The organism is Streptomyces sp. NPDC051214 (assembly GCF_040682375.1).
Classification (GTDB): domain Bacteria; phylum Actinomycetota; class Actinomycetes; order Streptomycetales; family Streptomycetaceae; genus Streptomyces.
On record NZ_JBFBAT010000005.1, the window covers coordinates 209,844 to 231,002 of the forward strand.

At 67.9% G+C, this 21,159-nt stretch carries 17 protein-coding genes; 12 read left to right on the top strand and 5 right to left on the bottom strand.

Annotated elements, in window-relative coordinates; translation table 11 throughout:
- Positions 1–91: 91 nt before the first annotated feature.
- The 4 genes from AB0M70_RS14870 to AB0M70_RS14885 all read right to left on the bottom strand — a co-directional run bounded on the left by AB0M70_RS14870 (position 92) and on the right by AB0M70_RS14885 (position 4,098).
- On the bottom strand, positions 92–889 hold the full coding sequence (locus AB0M70_RS14870) for a succinate dehydrogenase/fumarate reductase iron-sulfur subunit (protein ID WP_365820679.1): 798 nt from the start codon (positions 887–889) through the stop codon (positions 92–94).
- Positions 890–927: 38 nt separating this feature from the next.
- Positions 928–2,865 carry a fumarate reductase/succinate dehydrogenase flavoprotein subunit gene (locus tag AB0M70_RS14875; RefSeq protein ID WP_365820171.1) on the bottom strand — a complete coding sequence of 646 codons (1,938 nt, stop codon included), beginning with the start codon at positions 2,863–2,865 and terminating at the stop codon, positions 928–930.
- Positions 2,865–3,698 carry a hypothetical protein gene (locus AB0M70_RS14880; protein ID WP_365820173.1) on the bottom strand — a complete coding sequence of 278 codons (834 nt, stop codon included), beginning with the start codon at positions 3,696–3,698 and terminating at the stop codon, positions 2,865–2,867. Before AB0M70_RS14880 ends, AB0M70_RS14875 begins: the two co-directional genes overlap by 1 nt.
- Before the next feature lie 85 nt (positions 3,699–3,783).
- Positions 3,784–4,098 carry a hypothetical protein gene (locus AB0M70_RS14885; protein ID WP_365820175.1) on the bottom strand — a complete coding sequence of 105 codons (315 nt, stop codon included), beginning with the start codon at positions 4,096–4,098 and terminating at the stop codon, positions 3,784–3,786.
- 365 nt (positions 4,099–4,463) lie between these two features.
- On the opposite strand from AB0M70_RS14885, the gene AB0M70_RS14890 reads away from it, so the two are divergent.
- The 9 genes from AB0M70_RS14890 to AB0M70_RS14930 all read left to right on the top strand — a co-directional run bounded on the left by AB0M70_RS14890 (position 4,464) and on the right by AB0M70_RS14930 (position 16,756).
- Positions 4,464–6,773 (top strand): ABC transporter family substrate-binding protein, encoded by a 2,310-nt coding sequence (locus AB0M70_RS14890; RefSeq protein WP_365820178.1) that lies wholly within the window; start codon positions 4,464–4,466, stop codon positions 6,771–6,773.
- Between the two features lie 343 nt (positions 6,774–7,116).
- Positions 7,117–8,991, top strand: a complete 1,875-nt coding sequence (gene typA / locus AB0M70_RS14895; protein ID WP_365820180.1) for a translational GTPase TypA — start codon at positions 7,117–7,119, stop codon at positions 8,989–8,991.
- 625 nt (positions 8,992–9,616) lie between these two features.
- Positions 9,617–11,242, top strand: a complete 1,626-nt coding sequence (locus tag AB0M70_RS14900) for an ABC transporter substrate-binding protein (RefSeq protein WP_365820182.1) — start codon at positions 9,617–9,619, stop codon at positions 11,240–11,242.
- 81 nt (positions 11,243–11,323) lie between these two features.
- Complete coding sequence (locus AB0M70_RS14905; protein WP_360767861.1) at positions 11,324–12,253, top strand: ABC transporter permease; 930 nt, start codon at positions 11,324–11,326, stop codon at positions 12,251–12,253.
- A complete protein-coding gene (locus AB0M70_RS14910) occupies positions 12,246–13,202 on the top strand; it encodes an ABC transporter permease (RefSeq protein WP_365820184.1) in 957 nt (318 codons plus the stop codon). The genes AB0M70_RS14905 and AB0M70_RS14910 overlap by 8 nt, the downstream gene beginning before the upstream one ends.
- An 11-nt stretch (positions 13,203–13,213) precedes the next feature.
- Positions 13,214–14,275 carry an ABC transporter ATP-binding protein gene (locus tag AB0M70_RS14915; protein WP_365820186.1) on the top strand — a complete coding sequence of 354 codons (1,062 nt, stop codon included), beginning with the start codon at positions 13,214–13,216 and terminating at the stop codon, positions 14,273–14,275.
- A complete protein-coding gene (locus AB0M70_RS14920; protein WP_365820188.1) occupies positions 14,268–15,434 on the top strand; it encodes a dipeptide ABC transporter ATP-binding protein in 1,167 nt (388 codons plus the stop codon). Before AB0M70_RS14915 ends, AB0M70_RS14920 begins: the two co-directional genes overlap by 8 nt.
- A 142-nt stretch (positions 15,435–15,576) precedes the next feature.
- Positions 15,577–16,110, top strand: a complete 534-nt coding sequence (locus tag AB0M70_RS14925; RefSeq protein WP_365820190.1) for a SigE family RNA polymerase sigma factor — start codon at positions 15,577–15,579, stop codon at positions 16,108–16,110.
- A complete protein-coding gene (locus AB0M70_RS14930) occupies positions 16,103–16,756 on the top strand; it encodes a hypothetical protein (RefSeq protein ID WP_365820192.1) in 654 nt (217 codons plus the stop codon). The genes AB0M70_RS14925 and AB0M70_RS14930 overlap by 8 nt, the downstream gene beginning before the upstream one ends.
- Before the next feature lie 18 nt (positions 16,757–16,774).
- Here AB0M70_RS14930 and AB0M70_RS14935 read toward each other — a convergent pair whose 3' ends face one another.
- A complete protein-coding gene (locus AB0M70_RS14935) occupies positions 16,775–17,359 on the bottom strand; it encodes a Uma2 family endonuclease (protein WP_365820194.1) in 585 nt (194 codons plus the stop codon).
- Positions 17,360–17,545: 186 nt separating this feature from the next.
- Here AB0M70_RS14935 and AB0M70_RS14940 point away from each other — a divergent pair, with 186 nt between their 5' ends.
- The 3 genes from AB0M70_RS14940 to AB0M70_RS14950 all read left to right on the top strand — a co-directional run bounded on the left by AB0M70_RS14940 (position 17,546) and on the right by AB0M70_RS14950 (position 21,155).
- Positions 17,546–19,180 carry an ABC transporter substrate-binding protein gene (locus AB0M70_RS14940; RefSeq protein ID WP_365820196.1) on the top strand — a complete coding sequence of 545 codons (1,635 nt, stop codon included), beginning with the start codon at positions 17,546–17,548 and terminating at the stop codon, positions 19,178–19,180.
- A gap of 72 nt (positions 19,181–19,252) precedes the next feature.
- Positions 19,253–20,176, top strand: coding sequence for an ABC transporter permease (locus AB0M70_RS14945; protein ID WP_363209078.1), 924 nt, complete (start codon positions 19,253–19,255; stop codon positions 20,174–20,176).
- A complete protein-coding gene (locus tag AB0M70_RS14950) occupies positions 20,169–21,155 on the top strand; it encodes an ABC transporter permease (RefSeq protein ID WP_365820198.1) in 987 nt (328 codons plus the stop codon). Before AB0M70_RS14945 ends, AB0M70_RS14950 begins: the two co-directional genes overlap by 8 nt.
- The last annotated feature ends 4 nt before the right edge of the window (positions 21,156–21,159 follow it).

A 21,159-nucleotide genomic window follows, 5' to 3' on the forward strand; every position in this document is an offset into this window, starting at 1 on the left:
CTCCATGCTGATCTCGCCCCGGCCCCGTGACCATGGGGGAAATCTCGAGTCTTCGGCCTGGGGGATTACCCCCAGATCCCCCAGGCCTACGTCACTTCTCTCCCCGCCGCCGAATCTTGTCCCCGAGCCAGACCAGCGGATCGTACTTCCGGTCAACCGCGCGCTCCTTCAAGGGAATCAACGCGTTGTCCGTGATCTTGATGCCCTCGGGGCACACCTCCGTACAGCACTTGGTGATGTTGCAGTACCCGAGCCCGTGCTCGTCCTGCGCGGTCCGTTTCCGGTCGAGGCCGCTCTCCGCGGCCGCGTCCAGCGGGTGCATGTCCAGCTCCGCGACCCGCATCAGAAAGCGCGGCCCGGCGAAGGCCGCCTTGTTCTCCTCGTGGTCGCGCACCACATGGCACGTGTCCTGGCACAGGAAGCACTCGATGCACTTGCGGAACTCCTGGGAGCGGTCCACGTCCGCCTGCTGCATGCGGTACTCGCCCGGACCGAGGCCCTCCGGCGGCACGAAGGCGGGTACCTCCCGTGCCTTCGTGTAGTTGAAGCCGACGTCCGTCACCAGGTCCCGCACCACGGGAAAGGCCCGCAGCGGCGTCACCGTGATGACGTCCTCGCGGTCGAACACCGACATCCGCGTCATGCACATCAGCCGCGGCCGGCCATTGATCTCCGCCGAGCACGAACCGCACTTGCCCGCCTTGCAGTTCCAGCGCACCGCCAGGTCGGGGGCCTGGGTCGCCTGGAGGCGGTGGATGATGTCGAGGACGACCTCGCCTTCGTTGACCTCGACCTCGAAGTCCTCCAGGTCGCCGCCCCCGACGTCCCCGCGCCAGACCCTGAACCGGGCGTCGTACGACGTACTGGAAGCACCGGGAGAACTCGGAATCGGACTCGGACTCGGACCCGGACTCGGCGTAGTGGCACTCACTCGAAAAGCTCCTCTTCGGCCAGGTACTTGACCAGCTCTTCCTTCTCGAAGAGAGCAAGCAGGTCGTCTCGGATGGGCTCGGTGGTGACCCGCACCAGGTCGATCTGGCCGCGTACGGGATCCGTCGCCGCCAACCCGCCCGATGGGTCCGTGAGTTGGCAGAGAAGGTTCGCCCGGCGCCATGCGCGGTTCATGCCCGGATGGTCCTCGCGGGTGTGGCCGCCGCGGCTCTCCGTGCGCTCCAGGGCGGCCCGTGCCACGCACTCGCTGACGAGGAGCATGTTGCGCAGGTCGAGCGCGAGGTGCCAGCCGGGGTTGAACTGGCGGTGACCCTCGACGCCGGCCCGCCGTGCCCGTACCCGTAGCTCCGCCAGCTTCTCCAGGGCCTGCTCCATCTCCGCCTCGCGGCGGATGATGCCGACCAGGTCGTTCATCGTCTGCTGGAGTTCCTGGTGGAGGGTGTAAGGGTTCTCCGGCGTCGCCCCGTCCTCGGGGCCCTCCGCGCTGAACGGCCGCAGTGCCTCGGCCGCCGCCGTGTCCACCTGGACGTCGTCGATCACCGGCCTGGCGCCCGGCCCGGTGAGCCCGGAGGCGTACCGCGCCGCGTGCAGCCCCGCCCGTCGCCCGAAGACGAGCAGGTCGGAGAGGGAGTTGCCGCCGAGCCGGTTGGAGCCGTGCATGCCGCCCGCGACCTCTCCGGCCGCGAACAGACCCGGCACGCGGCGTGCCGCGGCGGTGTCCGACTCGACCGCGATACCGCCCATCACGTAGTGACAGGTCGGCCCGACCTCCATCGCCTCGGCGGTGATGTCGACGTCCGCCAGCTCCTTGAACTGGTGGTACATGGACGGCAGTCGGCGCCGGATGACCTCGGCGGGCATGCGCGTGGAGACGTCCAGGAAGACCCCGCCGTGCGGTGAGCCGCGACCCGCCTTCACCTCGGAGTTGATGGCGCGCGCCACCTCGTCGCGGGGCAGCAGCTCAGGGGGGCGGCGGTTGTGGTCGGGGTCCTCGTACCAGCGGTCGCCCTCCTCCTCCGACTGGGCGTACTTCTCCTTGAAGACGTCCGGTACGTAGTCGAACATGAACCGCTTGCCCTCGGAGTTGCGCAGCACCCCGCCGTCGCCGCGCACCGACTCGGTGACCAGGATGCCCTTCACCGAAGGCGGCCAGACCATGCCTGTCGGGTGGAACTGCACGAACTCCATGTTCAGGAGGGGCGCCCCGGCGAGCAGCGCGAGCGCGTGCCCGTCACCCGTGTACTCCCACGAGTTGGACGTCACCTTGAAGGACTTGCCGATGCCGCCGGTGGCCAGGACCACGCTCGGCGCCTCGAGGACGAAGAAGCGGCCGGACTCGCGGTCGTAACAGAACGTTCCGCTGACCCGCTCTCCCTCCTTGAGCACGCGGGTGACCGTGCACTCCTGGAAGACCTTCAGGCGCGCTTCGTAGTCGCCGAATTCGCGCTCGTCCTCCTGCTGGAGGGAGACGATCTTCTGCTGGAGCGTGCGGATCAGCTCGAGTCCGGTCCGGTCGCCGACGTGCGCGAGACGGGGGTATTCGTGCCCCCCGAAGTTGCGCTGGGAGATCCGCCCGTCCGCCGTACGGTCGAACAGGGCGCCCCAGGTCTCCAGCTCCCAGACGCGGTCGGGAGCTTCGCGCGCGTGCAGCTCGGCCATCCGCCACTGGTTGAGGAACTTGCCGCCGCGCAGGGTGTCGCGGAAGTGGACCTGCCAGTTGTCGCCGGAGTTCACGTTGCCCATGGAGGCGGCGATGCCGCCCTCGGCCATCACCGTATGGGCCTTGCCGAACAGGGACTTGCAGATCACGGCCGTACGGGCGCCTTGCTCACGTGCCTCGATCGCGGCCCGCAGGCCCGCTCCTCCGGCTCCCACGACGACAACATCCCACTGCTGCCGCTCCACTTGAGACATCAGAACAACCTCGGATCGTCGAAGACGCCGGACGCGATCAGATACACGTAGAAGTCGGCGAGCGCCACGCTCACCAAGGAGGCCCAGGCGAGCAGCATGTGACGGGCGTTCAGCTTCCCGACCCACTGCCACATGCGGTAGCGCACGGGATGCTTGGAGAAGTGCTTGAGCTTGCCGCCGACGATGTGCCGGCAGGAGTGGCAGGAGAGGGTGTACGCCCAGATCAGCGTGATGTTGACCAGGAAGATGAGCGTGCCGAGGCCCATGTGGCCCCACTCGTAGTGCTCATCGCGGAACGAGAGCACGGTGTCGTACGTGAGGATGCCCGCCACCGGAACCGCCGCGTAGAAGAAGTAGCGGTGGATGTTCTGCAGGATGAGCGGGAAACGGGTCTCTCCGGAGTACTTCTTGTGCGGCTCCGCCACCGCGCAGGCGGGCGGTGAGGCCCAGAAGCCGCGGTAGTAGGCCTTGCGGTAGTAGTAGCAGGTCAGGCGGAAGCCGAGCGGGAAGATCAGGATGAGCAGGGCGGGGGAGAGGCCCCACCAGCTGCCGAAGATCTCCCAGTTGGGCCCTGACCGCATCGGCTCGCAGTTCTCGGCGAGGCACGGCGAGTAGAACGGGGAGACGTAGGGCGCCGCGTAGTAGTCAGCGTTCGCGAAGGCCCGCCACGTCGAGTAGACGATGAAGGCGAAGAGGCCGGCGGCGGTCGCCGCGGGCGCAAGCCACCAGCGGTCGGTCCGCAGATGGGCAGCGCTGATCGCGGCGCGCGTCGCCGCTCGCACGCCGCCGGGATCCTGACCGCTTTTCAGATGGGGTTCCGTGCCAGTGGCCAACGAGGCTCCACTCCTTTGTCCTCAGATCGGCGGTCCTCAGAAAGGCGGTGCTCAGCGAGGCGGTGCTCGGGGCGGGTGCGGCAGCTCAAGGGGCACGCCGGTCGCGCGCGCCGAGGCCCTCGTCGTCGGAGTCCGTCCACAGTGAGCTGTCGTACGGCGCGTCGGGGATGGTGACCAGGTCGGGCCGCTTCGCCGGGGCGGCGGCGGGATCCTGGGCCGCGGCGCGCAGGAACGCGACGCTTTCGCGCAGACGGTCGGCGTCCGTGCGGACGCGGCGCACGTCGATCCCGGCAAGACCGCCCCGGGAACCCTCGCCGACCTGCTGCTCCAGCTTGCCGACGGTGCGGACCAGATCGTCGACGCATCGCTGAACAGCCGTCAGATCATCCTGCAGAGCCATGACTTGCCCTCACTTCAGGGGTGCGGCGGCAACGTTCATGCGCCTGCGAGTGTCGCGCGTCACATCCCGGCTTGTGAAGGGATCTGCAGGGATTCCCGGCTCGTACGCGCTGAAATGCGCCGGGGTGTACGCCGCCGTCGTTGCCGTGCCTCGGGCGCTGGCCGGGGCCTTCGTCACGCTCGGTCACGCGCGGTTGGGCCGCACGAGTGGGATCTGGTGCCCCCACGCCGTGTCGTCCCCGTGCGCCGGGTCCCGTCCCCTTCAGTGGATCGATAGATGTGATCAGCTCCATATACCGCCAAACGTGATCAAACCCGGCCCGGTCCTGGTAGCGGGCGGCCGGGCGAGCCCCGGAGGTACCCGTCATGTCCCCAGACCGCGCCAGACTGAGATCTGCCGTGTTCCTCGCCACGGGCGTGCTAGCCCTGCCCGCCCTCGCCGCCTGCAGCTCTCAGGACGAGGCGGGCTCCCCGACCGCCGGCCAGGACATCGCGCCCGCGGCCCGGGATCTCGTCGCCGACGGCGGGACCATGAACTGGGCCGTCGAGTCGATGCCGGAGACCCTCAACTCCTTCCAGTCGGACGCGGACGCGGGCACGTCACGGATCGCGGGAGCCGTCCTGCCGTCGATGTTCCGTCTCGACGCGCAGGGCAGGGCGCAGCGGAACAGCGATTTCCTGGAGTCCGCGGAGGTCGTCGAGCGCGAGCCCAAGCAGGTGGTGCTCTACAAGCTCAACCAGCAGGCGGTCTGGAGCGACGGCCGGGAGATCGGCGCCGATGACTTCGCCGCGCAGCAGCGCGCCCTGTCCGGGAAGGACAGCGCGTACTGGACGGCACGCAACGCGGGCTACGACCGCATCGAGAAGATCGAGCGCGGCGCGGACAACCTGGAGGTGCGGGTCACCTTCGCGAAGCCGTACGCGGACTGGCGTTCGCTCTTCTCGCCGCTGTACCCGAAGGAGGTCATGGGCACTCCCGACACCTTCAACGACGGCGCGCGGCGCAAGCTCAAGGTGAGCGCGGGTCCGTTCGCGGTGCAGGACTTCGACAGCAAGGCGGACGAGGTCACGCTGGTGCGCAATCCGCGCTGGTGGGGCAGGCCGGCGAAGCTCTCGAAGCTGGTGCTGCGGGAGGTGCCGCGCGAGAAGCGGGCCGCCGCGCTCGCCGAGGGCAAGGTCGACCTCGCCGAGATCGAGGCCCCCGAGGCCCGGCGCATCACGAACGCGGCCCGCGACAAGGGCGTCCAGGGCCCGCTCGGCCACGGCCCCGAGGCGCAGCTGACCCCCGCCAAGGCGCTGCGGTCCTGGGCGGTCGCCCACGGCTCTGACGAGGAGGCGGCGGACTCCGAGCAGCTGGCCCGCAAGCGGACCGACAAGGCGATCAAGAAGTACGCCGACGAACAGTCGGGCCTGCGGGGCTACACCGTCCGCAAGTCCCTCGAACCGGCCTACACCCAGCTCGCCCTCAACGGCACCGAGGGCCCGCTCGCCGACGACCGGGTACGGCGTGCGGTGGCCAGGGCCCTCGACCGCGAGGAGCTCGCCAAGGCGGTCCTCGCGCCGCTCGGCCTGCCCGCCGAGCCGGTCGGCAGCCACCTGGCCCTCGCCGGCCAGCACGCGTACGCGGACAACAGCGGGGCCCTCGGCGACCAGGACACCGCGGAGGCGCGGGCGCTGCTGGCCGACGCGGGGTGGACGCCGGGCGGTCCGCTGAAGGAGCCGAAGGGGAAGACGGCCGGGGGCGAGGCGGACACCAAGAAGGCCAAGTCCGAATCCGACTCCGACTCGGACTCCGGTGCCGACGGGGACTCGGGTGACGACGGCACGTACGTCGTCGGCGAGGACGACCAGAAGCCGGGCGACAGTGGCACCTCGGTGCTCGCGCCCGCTCCGGCGGCGGCCTACCAGCGGGCGGCGCTGACCCGGCAGGCGGATACCCTCGCGGCTCCCGGTGAGGCGGACAAGGAGAAGAAGAAGGACCCCGGCGGGCACGCCAAGCAGCAGGCGGAGAAGCGTGCCGACAAGCGCGCGGACAAGCAGGCGGCCAAGGGTGGTGCGCCCGGTGCGTACGCCCCCAAGGGGACCGCGGCGCCGGCCGCGACCGCTGCGGCGGGCGGCCCCATGGCCAAGGACGGCAAGCCCCTCACCCTCCGCTTCGTCCTGCCGTCCGGGGAGGGCTCGGAGTCGCTGCGGACGGTGGCCGACCGGATCTCGCGGATGCTGGAGAAGATCGGCATCCGTACGGAGACGGCGAAGGTCGCCGACGACAGCTACTTCAAGGACCACATCGCTTCCGGTCAGTACGACCTCGCTCTCTACTCCTGGCCCGCGACGGCCTTCCCGGCCACGGACGCGCGCCCGATCTTCGCCAAGCCGGTGCCGGCCGCGGACGGGTCGCTGAACGTCGAGCAGAACTACACGCGGGTCGGTACGGATCACATCGATCAACTGTTCGACCAGGCGATGGGGGAGCTCGACGAGGACGAGAGCCGTGCGCTGGTCAAGAAGGCGGACGCCCGCATCTGGGCCGAAGCAGGATCGATTCCCCTCTATCAGCGCCCCCAGCTGATGGCGGCCCGCACGAACCTCGCGAACGCGGGGGCGTTCGGGTTCCAGGTGCCGAACTACGAGGACATGGGCTTCCTGAAGCAGGGCGCAAAGCCCGCGGCGAAGTAGCTCCGCCGCAGGTCAGGCTCAGATTCCCCTCAACTCCCTTGCCCGCCGACCCCCTCGGCGGGCAAGGTCGTCCCCGCCCCTTGACCCGGCACACCCCTGCCCCTTTTCCCCGACCCCGCCCCGCGCCCGCGACCGGACGACCGCGAGCCGGCGCCGCACGCTCCAAGCGCCTGGCCGAGACCAGTGAAACCCCAGGTCAGACCCCCCGCCAGCCCCCCGCGGAGGTCTCCTCCGCGTGAGGGACGTAGACTGGGGTGAGGCCGTGGCGTGTTCTGCCCGGCAGGGCACGCGTGCCGGACCGTACGCGCGGCCATCCACTCTTCCCGGGAGAAGCGCAGCTCGTATGCCCACGCGCCATGACATTCGTAATGTTGCCATCGTCGCCCACGTCGACCATGGCAAGACCACCCTGGTCGACGCCATGCTCAAGCAGGCCGGCTCCTTCGCCGCGCATGCGGCAGAGTCCCTCGACGACCGCATGATGGACTCGAACGACCTGGAGCGTGAGAAGGGCATCACGATCCTGGCCAAGAACACGGCCGTCAAGTACCACCCCAAGGATGGCGGCGACGTCATCACCATCAACATCATCGACACCCCCGGCCACGCCGACTTCGGTGGTGAGGTCGAGCGCGGCCTGTCGATGGTGGACGCGGTCGTCCTCCTCGTGGACGCCTCCGAGGGTCCGCTGCCCCAGACCCGCTTCGTCCTGCGCAAGGCCCTCGCCGCGAAGATGCCGGTGATCCTCTGCATCAACAAGACGGACCGTCCGGACTCCCGCATCGCCGAGGTCGTCGACGAGACGTACGACCTCTTCCTGGACCTGGACGCGGACGAGGACCAGATCGAGTTCCCGATCGTCTACGCCTGCGCCCGTGACGGCGTCGCCTCGCTGACCAAGCCGGAGGACGGCACCGTCCCGGCCGACAGCGAGAACCTGGAGCCGTTCTTCTCCACGATCCTGGAGACCGTCCCGGCCCCGAAGTACGACGAGGACGCGCCCCTCCAGGCGCACGTCACGAACCTGGACGCCGACAACTTCCTCGGCCGTATCGCGCTGTGCCGTGTCGAGCAGGGCGAGCTGCGCAAGGGCCAGACCGTCACGTGGATCAAGCGTGACGGCTCGCAGTCCAACGTCCGCATCACCGAGCTGATGATGACCGAGGCGCTCACCCGCAAGCCCGCCGAGAAGGCAGGACCCGGTGACATCTGCGCCATCGCCGGTATCGCGGACATCATGATCGGCGAGACCCTCGCCGACCCCGAGAACCCGATCGCGCTCCCGCTGATCACGGTCGACGAGCCCGCGATCTCCATGACCATCGGCACCAACACCTCGCCGCTCGTCGGCAAGGGCGGCAAGGGCCACAAGGTCACCGCCCGTCAGGTGAAGGACCGTCTGGACAAGGAGCTCATCGGTAACGTCTCGCTCCGTGTCCTGGACACCGAGCGTCCCGACGCCTGGGAGGTCCAGGGCCGTGGTGAGCTCGCGCTCGCCATCCTGGTCGAGCAGATGCGCCGCGAGGGCTTCGAGCTGACCGTCGGCAAGCCCGAGGTCGTCACCAAGCAGATCGACGGCAAGACGTACGAGCCGATCGAGCGCATGACGATCGACTCGCCCGAGGAGCACCTCGGCGCCATCACGCAGCTGATGGCGACCCGCAAGGGCCGCATGGAGACGATGACCAACCACGGCTCCGGCTGGATCCGCATGGAGTGGATCGTTCCGTCGCGTGGCCTCATCGGCTTCCGCACGGAGTTCCTGACCCAGACCCGCGGCACCGGCATCGCGCACTCGATCTTCGAGGGTCACGAGCCGTGGTTCGGCGACCTGCGCACCCGTCACAACGGCTCGCTCGTCGCGGACCGCTCGGGTTCGGTCACGCCGTTCGCGATGGTCAACCTCCAGGAGCGCGGTGTCATCTTCACCGAGGCCGGCACCGAGGTGTACGAGGGCATGATCGTCGGCGAGAACTCGCGCGCCGACGACATGGACGTGAACATCACCAAGGAGAAGAAGCTCACCAACATGCGTGCGGCTTCCGCGGACACGACGGAGAACGTCGTGCCCGCCCGCAAGCTCTCGCTCGAGCAGTCCCTGGAGTTCTGCCGCGACGACGAGTGCATCGAGGTGACCCCGGAGACCGTGCGTATCCGCAAGGTCGTCCTGGACCAGAAGCAGCGCGGCCGCACGGCCTCGCGCGCCAAGCACGGCTGACGTCGGAGCAAAGCCCGGTTAAAACCTGGGCCCGGCGCAACTGCCGCGGCCTTCCGGTGAATTCGGCATCTGGGGCCGGTTCCCACCCTTCCCTCCGGGGAGAGGCGGGGACCGGCCCCCGTGCGTCTGCGGGGTTACCCCCTTGCGGGGCCCTCAGGGGCACTACGCTGGCCCGGGCCCCGGGGGCGACGGGTCATACCGCCCCCGCGACTCTCCGCGCATCTACGCGCGTCCGCAGAGCCGCCCCCGAAGTCGCTCCGAGTCGCCTCCGGCGCGGTCCGCCGCAACCGGTTTTCCTGGACCATCTGTCCGGAATACGGACACCGTTGACCGTTAGATGTGTAACACGTCCGTTTCGCAACCATCTATCTCGGATCGGTTTGTCCGGATTTTGGAAGTTGTACGCACCAGGTGTGATTGAACCGAGACCAAAAGAGTGTGGTCGGGCGGTACCTCATGGCTAATAGTTGACCGCGTATAGCTCGGGTCAATGGGTCACGCGCTGTGGGGAGCGCCGACTCACGAGCACACTGGGGTACTTCGATCTACGCGCCGTCAGGGGTGTCGGCGCGGTTTCTTGTACCCCCTCTTGTAGTGAACAAGTGGACTCATGAGGAGGAACCCCATGCGTGGTGCCAAGAGCGCCAAGTGGGTCGCGATAGCGGGTGTCGTGGCGCTGACGGCAACGGCCTGTGGTGGCGGCGACAGCGACAGCGGCAACAGTGGCAAGGTCGACCCCAAGGGGATCGTCAGCTACGCCAACGGCGAGCCGCAGAACGCCCTGCAGCCTTCCAACACCATGGAGGCGTACGGCAGCGTCGTCATCGACTCGCTCTTCACGGGCCTGGTCCACTACGACAAGCAGGGCAACATCACCTACGAGAACGCGGAGTCGGTCACCCCCGACAGCGCGAACAAGGTGTGGACCGTCAAGCTGAAGTCGGGCTGGAAGTTCCACAACGGTGAAGCCGTCACCGCGAAGTCGTACGTCGACGCCTGGAACTGGGCGGCCGACCCGGCCAACGGTCAGCAGAACAGTGGCTGGTACCGCGACATCGTCGGCTACGACAAGGTCCACCCCGAGAAGGGCAAGGCCAAGTCGAAGGCGATGGAGGGCCTGAAGGTCGTCGACGACAACACCTTCACCATCACGCTGAACACGGGTATCCCGTACTACGCGTACAAGCTCGTCTACGCGCCCTTCTACCCGATGCCCTCGGCAGCGCTGAAGGACCCGAAGAAGTACGGCGAGGCGCCGGTCGGCAACGGCCCCTACAAGTTCAAGAGCTGGGACCACAAGAAGTCGGTCCAGGTGACCGCGTGGTCCGGCTACAAGGGTGCCAACAAGCCGAAGAACGGCGGCATCAACTTCAAGGCGTACACGACGCCGCAGGCCGCGTACAACGACCTGCGCTCGGACAACGTCGACACGATGCCGCTGATCCCGGACAGCGAGCTCGCGAACTTCAAGCAGGACTTCGGCGACCGCGCCATCGAGCAGGACTTCTCGGCGATCAACACGGTCAACCCGGCGTTCTACAGCAAGGCGTTCAAGGACGTCGACGTCAAGGTCATCCAGGGCCTGTCGATGGCCATCGACCGCGACACCATCGCGAAGACCACCTTCGCCGGTACGCGTGAGTCCGCCACGGGCTGGGTCGCCAAGGGCGTCAAGGGCTACAAGGCCGGCGCCTGCGGTGAGTTCTGCAAGTTCAACCCGAAGAAGGCCAAGCAGTTCGTCAAGGACGGCGGCGGCATTCCCGGCAACGCGATCACCATCCAGTACAACGCCGACCAGCCCCACAAGGGCTGGGTCACCGCGGTGTGCAACAGCATCACCAAGTCGACCGGCGTGAAGTGCACCGGCGACCCGAAGACCGACTTCCAGGCCGACACCGAGGTCCGGGACAAGAAGCAGGTCAAGGCGATGTACCGGTCGGGCTGGGTGCTCGACTACCCGTTCAACGGCAACTTCCTCGCCGACCTCTACGGCACGGGCGTCGACGGCAACAAGGGCGGCTACTCGGACAAGAAGTTCGACGAGCTGACCAAGAAGGCCGACGCGGCCAAGACCATCGACGAGTCCGCGACGCTCTACCAGCAGGCTGAGAAGCGCCTGGCAGAGACGTTCCCGGGCATCCCGCTCTGGTACAACAAGACGCTCTCCGCGTACTCCAAGAACGTGAAGGACGTCAAGTTCGACCAGGCCGGAGACCCCGTCCTCACCGACATCGAGGTCTTCGAGAAGTAGGCGTCGGAGCCATTTCCCCGAAGCGACGCCCGGCGATCCCGGGCGTCGCTTCGGGCGGCTCCGGATTGGACGGAGGCACCAATGGGGCGATATGTCGCGCGGCGACTGCTCCAGATGATCCCGGTCTTCATCGGGACAACCCTGTTGATCTTCATCATGGTCAACGTGCTCCCCGGCGACCCGGTCAGGGCGCTGTGGGGCGACAAGCCGCCGGACCCGGCGCAGGTGGCGCAGATTCGCCACGACCGCGGTCTGGATCTGCCGCTCTGGCAGCAGTATCTGCATTACATGGGCGGTCTGCTGCAAGGAGACTTCGGCAAGACGATCGCCGGCAACCGGCCCGTCCTGGACGAGATCACCCAGGCGTTCCCGGTCTCGATGCGACTGGCCTCCATGGCCTGGACGTTCGAGCTCATCGTCGGGATCACGCTCGGCGTGCTGGCCGGCATCAAGCGCGGCCGCTTCGTGGACAACACGGTCACGCTCTTCACGCTCCTGGTGATCTCCGTTCCGATCTTCGTGGTCGGTCTGCTGTGCCAGCTGTTCTTCGGCAATGAGCTGGGGTGGATCACACCCACGGTCCAGGACTCCGAGAACATGGGCCAGCTGCTGGTTCCCGCGATCGTGCTCGGCATGGTCGGCCTCGCCTACGTGGCAAGACTGACCCGTACGTCGATCGCCGAGAACCGGCAGGCGGACTACATGCGCACCGCGGTGGCCAAGGGCCTGCCGCGCCAGCGCATCATCACCCGGCACCTGCTGCGCAACTCCCTGATCCCCGTGGTCACTTACCTCGGAACGGACGTCGGCACCCTGATGGGTGGCGCGGTCATCACCGAGGGCATCTTCAACGTGACGGGCGTCGGCAACCTCCTCTTCCAGGCTCTCGCCCGCCGTGAGGGCGCGGTCATCGTCGGTGTCGTCACCGTCCTGGTGCTCGTGTACCTCGCAGCCAGCCTGATCGTCGACCTGCTTTACGCGGTCCTGGACCCGAGGATCCGTTATGCCTGACCTCACCAAGACCACGGCTGCCGACGAGAAGGCCGTGACGCCGGACGCACCCGTCGACGCGATCGCCGCCGGCCCCGCGCCGGGCAAGCCGCGCAGCCTGTGGAACGACGCGTGGCGGGAGCTGCGGCGCAATCCGCTGTTCGTCATCTCCGCGTTCCTGATCGTGGTCCTGCTGGTGGTGGCGGCCTTCCCGGGCCTGTTCACCGACGCCAACCCGGACAGCGGCGACCAGGTCAACCACTTCCTGGGGAAGCCCGAGCTCACCCACTTCTTCCAGGCGGACTGGTTCGGATACGACAGGGTCGGCCGCAGCATCTACTCCCGTGTCGTGCACGGCGCGCGCAACTCGATCCTCGTCGGCGTCGGCGTGACCATCCTGGTCACCCTCTTCGGCGGACTGTGCGGCATGCTCGCCGGCTACTTCGGCGGTTTCTGGGACAGCCTCATCTCCCGGCTCACCGACGTGTTCTTCGGCATCCCGTTCCTGCTCGGCGCGATGGTCGTCCTGAACGCCTTCACCGAGCGCACGGTATGGGTCGTCATGGGCGCCCTCGCCTTCCTGGGCTGGACGCAGATCGCCCGCGTGATGCGCGGTGCGGTGATCACGACCAAGCACGCCGACTACGTGGTGGCGGCGCGCGCGCTCGGCGCCGGGACGAAGCGGATCCTGTTCCGCCACATCCTGCCGAACGCGCTGGCTCCGGTGATCGTCGTGGCGACCATCTCGCTCGGCACGTACATCGTGGCCGAGTCGACGCTGTCGTATCTGGGCCTCGGCCTCGGTGACGGCGCCATCTCCTGGGGCGGCGACATCTCCGACGCCACGCAGGACATCCGGAACAACCCGCACACGCTGTTCTTCCCGGCAGGAATGCTGAGTATCACGGTGCTGGCGTTCATCATGATGGGTGACGCCGTACGCGAAGCCCTCGACCCGAAGCTGCGCTGAGGGAGGCGTAAATGACCAGCATCGACATCAAGGAAGACTCGGTTCCCGCCCCCCGCTCGGGCGAGGAAAAGGGCGGCAGGCTGCTTGACGTCAAGGACCTGCACGTCGAGTTCCACACCCGTGAGGGCGTGGCCAAGGCGGTCAACGGCGTCAACTACAGCGTGGACGCGGGCGAGACGCTCGCCGTCCTCGGTGAGTCCGGCTCCGGCAAGTCCGTGACCGCTCAGGCGATCATGGGAATCCTCGACATGCCGCCGGGGAAGATCCCGCAGGGCGAGATCCTCTTCCGCGGCCAGGACATGCTCAAGATGTCCAACGAGGAGCGCAGGAAGATCCGCGGTCGCAAGATCGCCATGATCTTCCAGGACGCGCTTTCGTCGCTCAACCCCGTGCTCTCGGTGGGCTACCAGCTCGGCGAGATGTTCCGGGTGCACGACGGGCTCGGCCGCAAGGAAGCCAAGGCCAAGGCCATCGAGCTGATGGACCGGGTGAAGATCCCGGCCGCCAAGGAGCGGGTGAACGACTACCCGCACCAGTTCTCCGGCGGTATGCGCCAGCGCATCATGATCGCGATGGCGCTCGCCCTGGAGCCGGACCTGATCATCGCCGACGAGCCCACCACGGCTCTCGACGTGACGGTCCAGGCGCAGGTCATGGACCTCCTGGCCGATCTGCAGCGCGAGTACAACATGGGCTTGATCCTGATCACCCACGACCTCGGCGTGGTCGCCGACGTCGCGGACAAGATCGCGGTCATGTACGCGGGCCGGATCGTCGAGACGGCCCCGGTGCACGAGCTCTACAAGCGCCCCGCCCACCCGTACACGCGCGGTCTGCTCGAGTCGATTCCCCGGCTCGACCAGAAGGGCCAGGAGCTCTACGCGATCAAGGGCCTGCCGCCCAACCTGCTCCACATCCCGTCCGGCTGTGCCTTCAACCCGCGCTGCCCCAAGGCGCAGGACATCTGCCGTACGGACGTCCCGGCCCTGGTGCCGGTGACGGAGCAGGACGGCACGGATCTGCCGGGCCGCGGCAGCGCGTGCCACTTCTGGAAGGAGACGATCCATGGCTGAGCCGACGAAGGCTTCGAAGCTCTCGAAGACGGACGAGCCCGCCGACGCCACCCCGAACGTCTCCGACGTGGAAACGGTCGACGCGGCCACCGCCGAGGAGGCCGTCGCGGCCATCGAGGCGCCGGTGGAGCGCGGCGAGCCGATCCTTCAGGTCCGCAACCTGGTGAAGCACTTCCCGCTGACCCAGGGCATCCTGATCAAGAAGCAGATCGGCGCGGTCAAGGCGGTCGACGGGATCTCCTTCGACCTCTACCAGGGCGAGACGCTCGGCATCGTGGGCGAGTCCGGCTGTGGCAAGTCCACGGTCGCCAAGCTCCTGATGACCCTGGAGCGGGCCACGGCCGGCGAGGTCTTCTACAAGGGCCAGGACATCACCAAGCTTTCGGGGCGCGCCCTGAAGGCGGTCCGCCGCAACATCCAGATGGTGTTCCAGGACCCGTACACGTCCCTGAACCCCCGTATGACGGTGGGCGACATCATCGGGGAGCCCTTCGAGATCCACCCCGAGGTGGCTCCCAAGGGCTCGCGCCGCCAGAAGGTCCAGGACCTCCTGGACGTGGTGGGCCTGAACCCCGAGTACATCAACCGCTACCCGCACCAGTTCTCGGGCGGTCAGCGCCAGCGCATCGGCATCGCGCGCGGTCTGGCCCTCAACCCCGAGATCATCATCTGCGACGAGCCGGTCTCGGCCCTGGACGTCTCCGTCCAGGCCCAGGTCATCAACCTGATGGGGAAGCTGCAGGACGAGTTCAACCTCTCCTACCTCTTCATCGCGCACGACCTGTCGATCGTCCGGCACATCTCGGACCGCGTGGGCGTGATGTACCTCGGCAAGATGGCGGAGATCGGCTCGGACGAGCAGATCTACGAGCACCCGACGCACCCGTACACGCAGGCGCTCCTGTCGGCTGTCCCGGTGCCGGACCCGGAGGCGCGCGAGGGCCGCGAGCGCATCATCCTGACCGGAGACGTCCCGTCCCCGGCCAACCCCCCCTCCGGCTGCCGCTTCCGCACCCGCTGCTGGAAGGCGGAGGCGAAGTGCGCGGAGGAGACCCCGCTGCTCGCGATCCCGCAGCGTTTCGCGGGCCTGGACACCCCGGCAGCACACGAGTCGGCGTGCCACTTCGCGGAGGAAAAGGACGTCGTACACGCGGCGTAGTCTCGGCGTCGGCTTTTGGCCGCACGTGATGGGGGCGCCCGGAACCAGTTGGTTCCGGGCGCCCCCATTTTTCGTGTGTAACGTCCGACCGCCGCCGAGCGTGTCCAGGTCAGAAGCAGAACCTGAGGACGGACGGGGGACGATGACGACGCAGTCGAGAGATCCAGATCGCGCCGCGGAATTTGACGCGTTCTACGCCGCCACCGCGAAGCGCGTGGTCGCCACGGTCTACGCGATGACCGGTGATCTGGCGGAGGCGGAGGACGCGGTGCAGGAGGCGTATGTGCGGGCGTGGCAGCGGTGGGAGCGGCTGACGCGGGAGGGGGATCCGCTGCCGTGGGTCAGGACGGTGGCGTCCCGGCTCGCGATCAGTACCTGGCGCAGGACGCGGAACCGGCTGCGGGCGCAGCTCAGGCACGGCGCCGCGGCGGACGTACCGGGGCTGTCCGCGGACCGGGTGGCTTTGCTGGCCGCTCTGCGTGAACTGCCGCCGCAGCAACGCCGGGCGGTGGTGCTGCACCATCTGCTCGACCTGCCCGTGGAGCAGGTCGCCCAGGAGACGGGCGCCTCGAACGGTGCGGTCCGCACCCGGCTGAGCCGGGCCCGCAAGGCGCTGGAGGAGCGCTTGACCGACACGACTGCTTTCACCGCGGAAGGGACGGCCCACCATGGCTGAGGTCGAGGAACTGCTGGACGACGTCACGGTAGGGATGCCGAGCGGGGCGCAGTTGCGCGAGCGGGGCGCGAGGCGGACGGCGCGCAGGAGGGTCGCTGTGGCCGCCGCGGTCACGACGCTGGTGGCGGGGGCGGGGTGGGCGATGCTGCCGGGCGGCGGGGACGGCAGGGAGGTCCGGCCCGCGGCCACGCCGAAGACGAACCCCTTCATGGTGGGCGGTGTCGTGCGCCTGCTGGCGCCGGAGCAGATGCCGCAGGCCGCGAAGTGGCACTGGAAGGGCGACGAGGGGGAGGCCATGGTGGACGTGCCGCTGCCGCGGGTGGGTGGCGACGACAGCTGCCCGGGCTCGTACGCGTACGCCGGTCGGAAGGCGCCGGACCAGGTCCAGTACGGCACGGAGTACTACAGCGACAAGGGGGCCACGGCCCGGCAGCGTGTCACCGAGTACGACAGCGCGTCCGTCGCGGCGGACGAGGTGTCGCTCCTGCGTGACGCACTGACGGAATGCGGCCTGCGGGAGCACACGGAGGGGCCCGCCCCCTACTGGTCCGGCACCACCGAGTCCTCCTCGCGGCTGCGCGTGAGTGTCGAGCGGTGGCGGGGCTGGGTGTCGGTGGTGGAGACGGAGGTGGAGTCGAGTGGCTGACGGGCGCGGTCGACGGCTTCAGCTGTCGGCGTTCCCAGGCCTTCCGTAGCGCCGGAAAGCGGCCGTCTCCACTGTCCAGGGGCCGAACGGCACCGTGTCGCCGAAGATGTACGGCTCCTTGTTCCCGTACCGGCCCGCGCACGGCTCGGAGTGCACTTCGATCGTGCCGGTACGGGGGTCGACGATCAGGTAGTGCTCGATGCCCATGGCGGGATACTCGGCGAGCTTCTCGCCGTAGTCGTTGGCCGGGTTGGACGGCGAGACGATCTCGATCACCGCGAGCACCTGCGTGGCGTCGACGGCGATGCCCTCCTCGTCGAGCACGGCCTCGGGGATCACGAGGGCGTCGGGGCGGCGCATGCGGCCGATGGAGGGGTGCTCGATTTCCGGGCCGTTCGCGCAGATGTAGCCCGGATGGGTGGCAAGGAGCTGCTTGTCCAGTTGCTTGCAGATGCGCCGGACCGTGCCCTCGTGGCGCTTCGAGGGGCACATCATGGCGAGTATCGGGCCTGAGGGGCCGATCTCGACGTTCCAGGTCCCTTCGAGGCTCTCGGCATAGGCGCCCAGCTCCTCGGCGATCGCGCGCATCTTCGCGTACTCCATGCTCCGAGGGTAGCGAGCAACCGAGTGCCGTCCCGCCTGACGGCCTTCCCGGTGGCATCCGGGGGTTTCCCAGTCCTACTAGCCCCGGAAAGCCCCCATAAAGATGCGGGGCACCACGCATTGGGGTGTATTTGGGCCTGAGTCAGACATTGAGCGTCGGACCTAGGCCTGAGAGGGAGGCTCTTCATGCGTGGAGCCACGCACGCCAAGTGGGCCGCATGTGCGGTGACCGTCGCGCTTGCGGCGACCGCCTGTGGCGGAGGCGGGGACAGCGGCGGTGGTGGTGGCGACGGCACCGGGATCGTGGGGTCCTCCTGGGGTGATCCGCAGAACCCGCTGGAGCCCGCCAACACCAACGAGGTGCAGGGCGGCAAGGTGCTCGACATGCTCTTCCGGGGTCTCATGCGGTACGACCCGAAGACCGGCGAGGCCAAGAACATGATCGCCGAGAAGATCGACACCAAGGACTCGCAGAACTTCACCGTGAAGATCAAGGACGGGTGGAAGTTCAGCAATGGTGAGGCCGTTACCGCCAAGTCCTTCGTCGATGCCTGGAATTACGGCGCGCATCTGAAGAACAACCAGAAGAACGCCTACTTCTTCGGGTACATCGAGGGGTACGAGGACGTCCACCCGGAGAAGGGGGACGCCAAGGCCGACAAGCTCTCCGGTCTGAAGGTCGTCGACGACACCTCCTTCACCGTCAAGCTCACGCAGAAGTTCTCCACCTGGCCCAAGACCCTCGGCTACCCGGCCTTCGCGCCGCTGCCCAAGGCGTTCTACGACGACCACGACGCATGGCTCGCCAAGCCGGTCGGCAACGGCCCGTACACCGTGGACTCGTACGCCAAGGGTTCCAAGATGTCCCTGCGGAAGTGGGACGGATACAGCGGTGCGGACAAGGCGAAGAACGGCGGGGTGGACCTCAAGGTCTACACCGACAACAACACCGCCTACACCGATCTGATGGCGGGCAATCTCGACCTCGTCGACGACGTTCCGGCCTCGCAGCTCAAGAACGCCAAGAACGATCTGGGTGACCGCTACATCAACACCCCCGCGGGCATCATCCAGACGCTGGCCTTTCCCTTCTACGACAGCAAGTGGTCCAAGAGCGGGATGGAGAAAGTCCGGCAGGGACTTTCGATGGCGATCAACCGCGAGCAGATCACCGAGACCATCTTCCAGAAGACCCGCACCCCGGCCACCGACTGGACGTCCCCGGTGCTCGGCGAGGCCGGCGGCTACAAGTCCGGGCTCTGCGGCGACCCCTGCAAGTACGACGCGGACCAGGCGAAGAAGCTGGTCGCGGACGGCGGCGGCATCCCCGGCGGCACACTGAAGATCACGTACAACGCGGACACCGGCTCGCACAAGGAATGGGTCGACGCCGTCTGCAACAGCATCAACAAGGCCCTCGGGAACGACAAGTCCTGTGTCGCGAGCCCGGTCGGCACCTTCGCCGACTTCCGCAGCAAGGCCTCCCAGCAGAAGCTGGACGGCGCCTGGCGCGCGGGCTGGCAGATGGACTACCCGCTGATCCAGAACTTCCTGCAGCCGCTGTACTACACGGACGCCCCGTCGAACGACGGCAAATGGTCCGACAAGAAATTCGACGAGCTCGTCGACAAGGCCAACGCCGAGACCGACACCAAGAAGGCCGTGTCCACCTTCCAGGACGCCGAAAAGGTGCTCGCCGAGCAGATGGCGGTCATTCCGCTCTGGTACCAGAACGGCAGCGCCGGCTATTCGGACCGGGTGTCGGACGTGGAACTGAACCAGTTCAGCGTCCCGGTCTACAACGAGATCAAGGTCAGCTGAGGCCCGGGGAGCGGTCGTCCGGCGCGAGCGAACACGCGCCGGACGACCGCTTCCCCTACTTATGGAGCCCTCATGGGACGTTATGTGATCCGGCGTCTGCTGCAGATGATCCCGGTCTTCTTCGGCGCCACGCTGCTGATCTTCCTGATGGTGAACGTGATGGGCGACCCCATCGCGGGCCTCTGCGGGGACCGGAAGTGCGACCCCGCGACAGCCACGCAGCTGAAGAAGGAATTCGGCCTCGATAAGCCCGTGTGGCAGCAGTACGTGACCTACATGGGCAATGTCTTCACCGGCGACTTCGGTACCGCCTTCAACGGGCAGAAGGTCACCGAACTGATGTCGACGGCCTTCCCGCTGACCATCCGGCTGACGCTCGTCGCGATCGTCTTCGAGATCGTCATCGGAATCTCGCTGGGCGTGGTGACCGGCCTGCGGCGCGGGCGCCCCATCGACACCGTCGTACTGCTCCTGACGCTCGTCGTCATCGCCATCCCCACCTTCGTCACCGGCCTGCTGCTCCAGCTGCTGCTCGGCGTCGAATGGGGCGTGATGAAACCCTCCGTCTCCTCGGAGGCGCCCCTCAACGAACTCATCGTGCCGGGGCTCGTGCTCGCCTCGGTGTCCCTGGCGTACGTCACCCGGCTCACCCGGACCTCCATCGCCGAGAACCGCCGCGCCGACTACGTCCGCACGGCCATCGCGAAGGGACTGCCCAGGCGCCGCGTCATCACCCGGCACCTGCTGCGCAACTCACTCATCCCGGTGGTCACCTTCATCGGCACGGACATCGGCGCGCTGATGGGCGGCGCGATCGTCACCGAGCGGATCTTCAACATCCACGGCGTCGGCTTCCAGCTCTACCAGGGCATCCTGCGCCAGAGCACCCAGACCGTCGTCGGCTTCGTGACCGTACTCGTCCTGGTCTTCCTGGTGGCCAACCTGATCGTCGACCTCCTGTACGCCGTACTCGACCCGAGGATCCGCTATGCCTGACCCCCGAGAACCGGACGGAACAAGCGGAGCCATCGCCCCGACCGGGATGGGCGGCGCCATGGACCTCGCGGCGACCGAGGGGTCGACCCTGGACAAGGCCCCCGGCGGCCCCGAAGGCAGCGGCCCCGCGACCCCCGCCCGCAGCCTGTGGTCCGACGCCTGGCGCGAGCTGCGACGGAACCCGATCTTCATCATCTCCGCGCTCATCATTCTCTTCCTCGTCGTCATCGCGATCTGGCCGTCCCTCATCGCCTCCCGCAATCCGCTCGACTGCGACCTAGCCAACGCCCAGAAGAGCTCCACGGCCGGCCACCCCTTCGGCTTCGACGGCCAGGGCTGCGACGTCTACACGCGGACCGTGTACGGAGCCCGCGCCTCCGTCACCGTCGGCGTCTGCGCCACGCTCGGCGTCGCGATCCTGGGCAGCGTGCTCGGCGGGCTCGCCGGCTTCTTCGGCGGGGTCTGGGACGCGATCCTCTCCCGCATCACCGACGTCTTCTTCGCCATCCCCGTCGTACTGGGCGGCCTGGTGCTCCTGTCGGTCGTCACCAGCAACACCGTCTGGCCGGTGATCGGCTTCATGGTCCTGCTCGGCTGGCCGCAGCTTTCACGCATCGCTCGCGGCTCGGTCATCACCGCCAAGCAGAACGACTACGTCCAGGCGGCGCGGGCGCTCGGCGCGTCCAACTCGCGGATGCTGCTCCGGCACATCGCGCCGAACGCCGTCGCCCCGGTGATCGTCGTCGCCACCATCGCGCTCGGCACGTACATCGCCCTGGAGGCGACCCTCTCGTACCTCGGCGTGGGACTGAAGCCGCCGACCGTGAGCTGGGGGATCGACATCTCGGCCGCCTCCCAGTACATCCGCAACGCCCCGCACATGCTGCTCTGGCCCGCCGGAGCCCTTGCGATCACCGTGCTCGCGTTCATCATGCTCGGCGACGCGGTGCGCGACGCCCTCGACCCGAAGCTGAGGTAGGCGC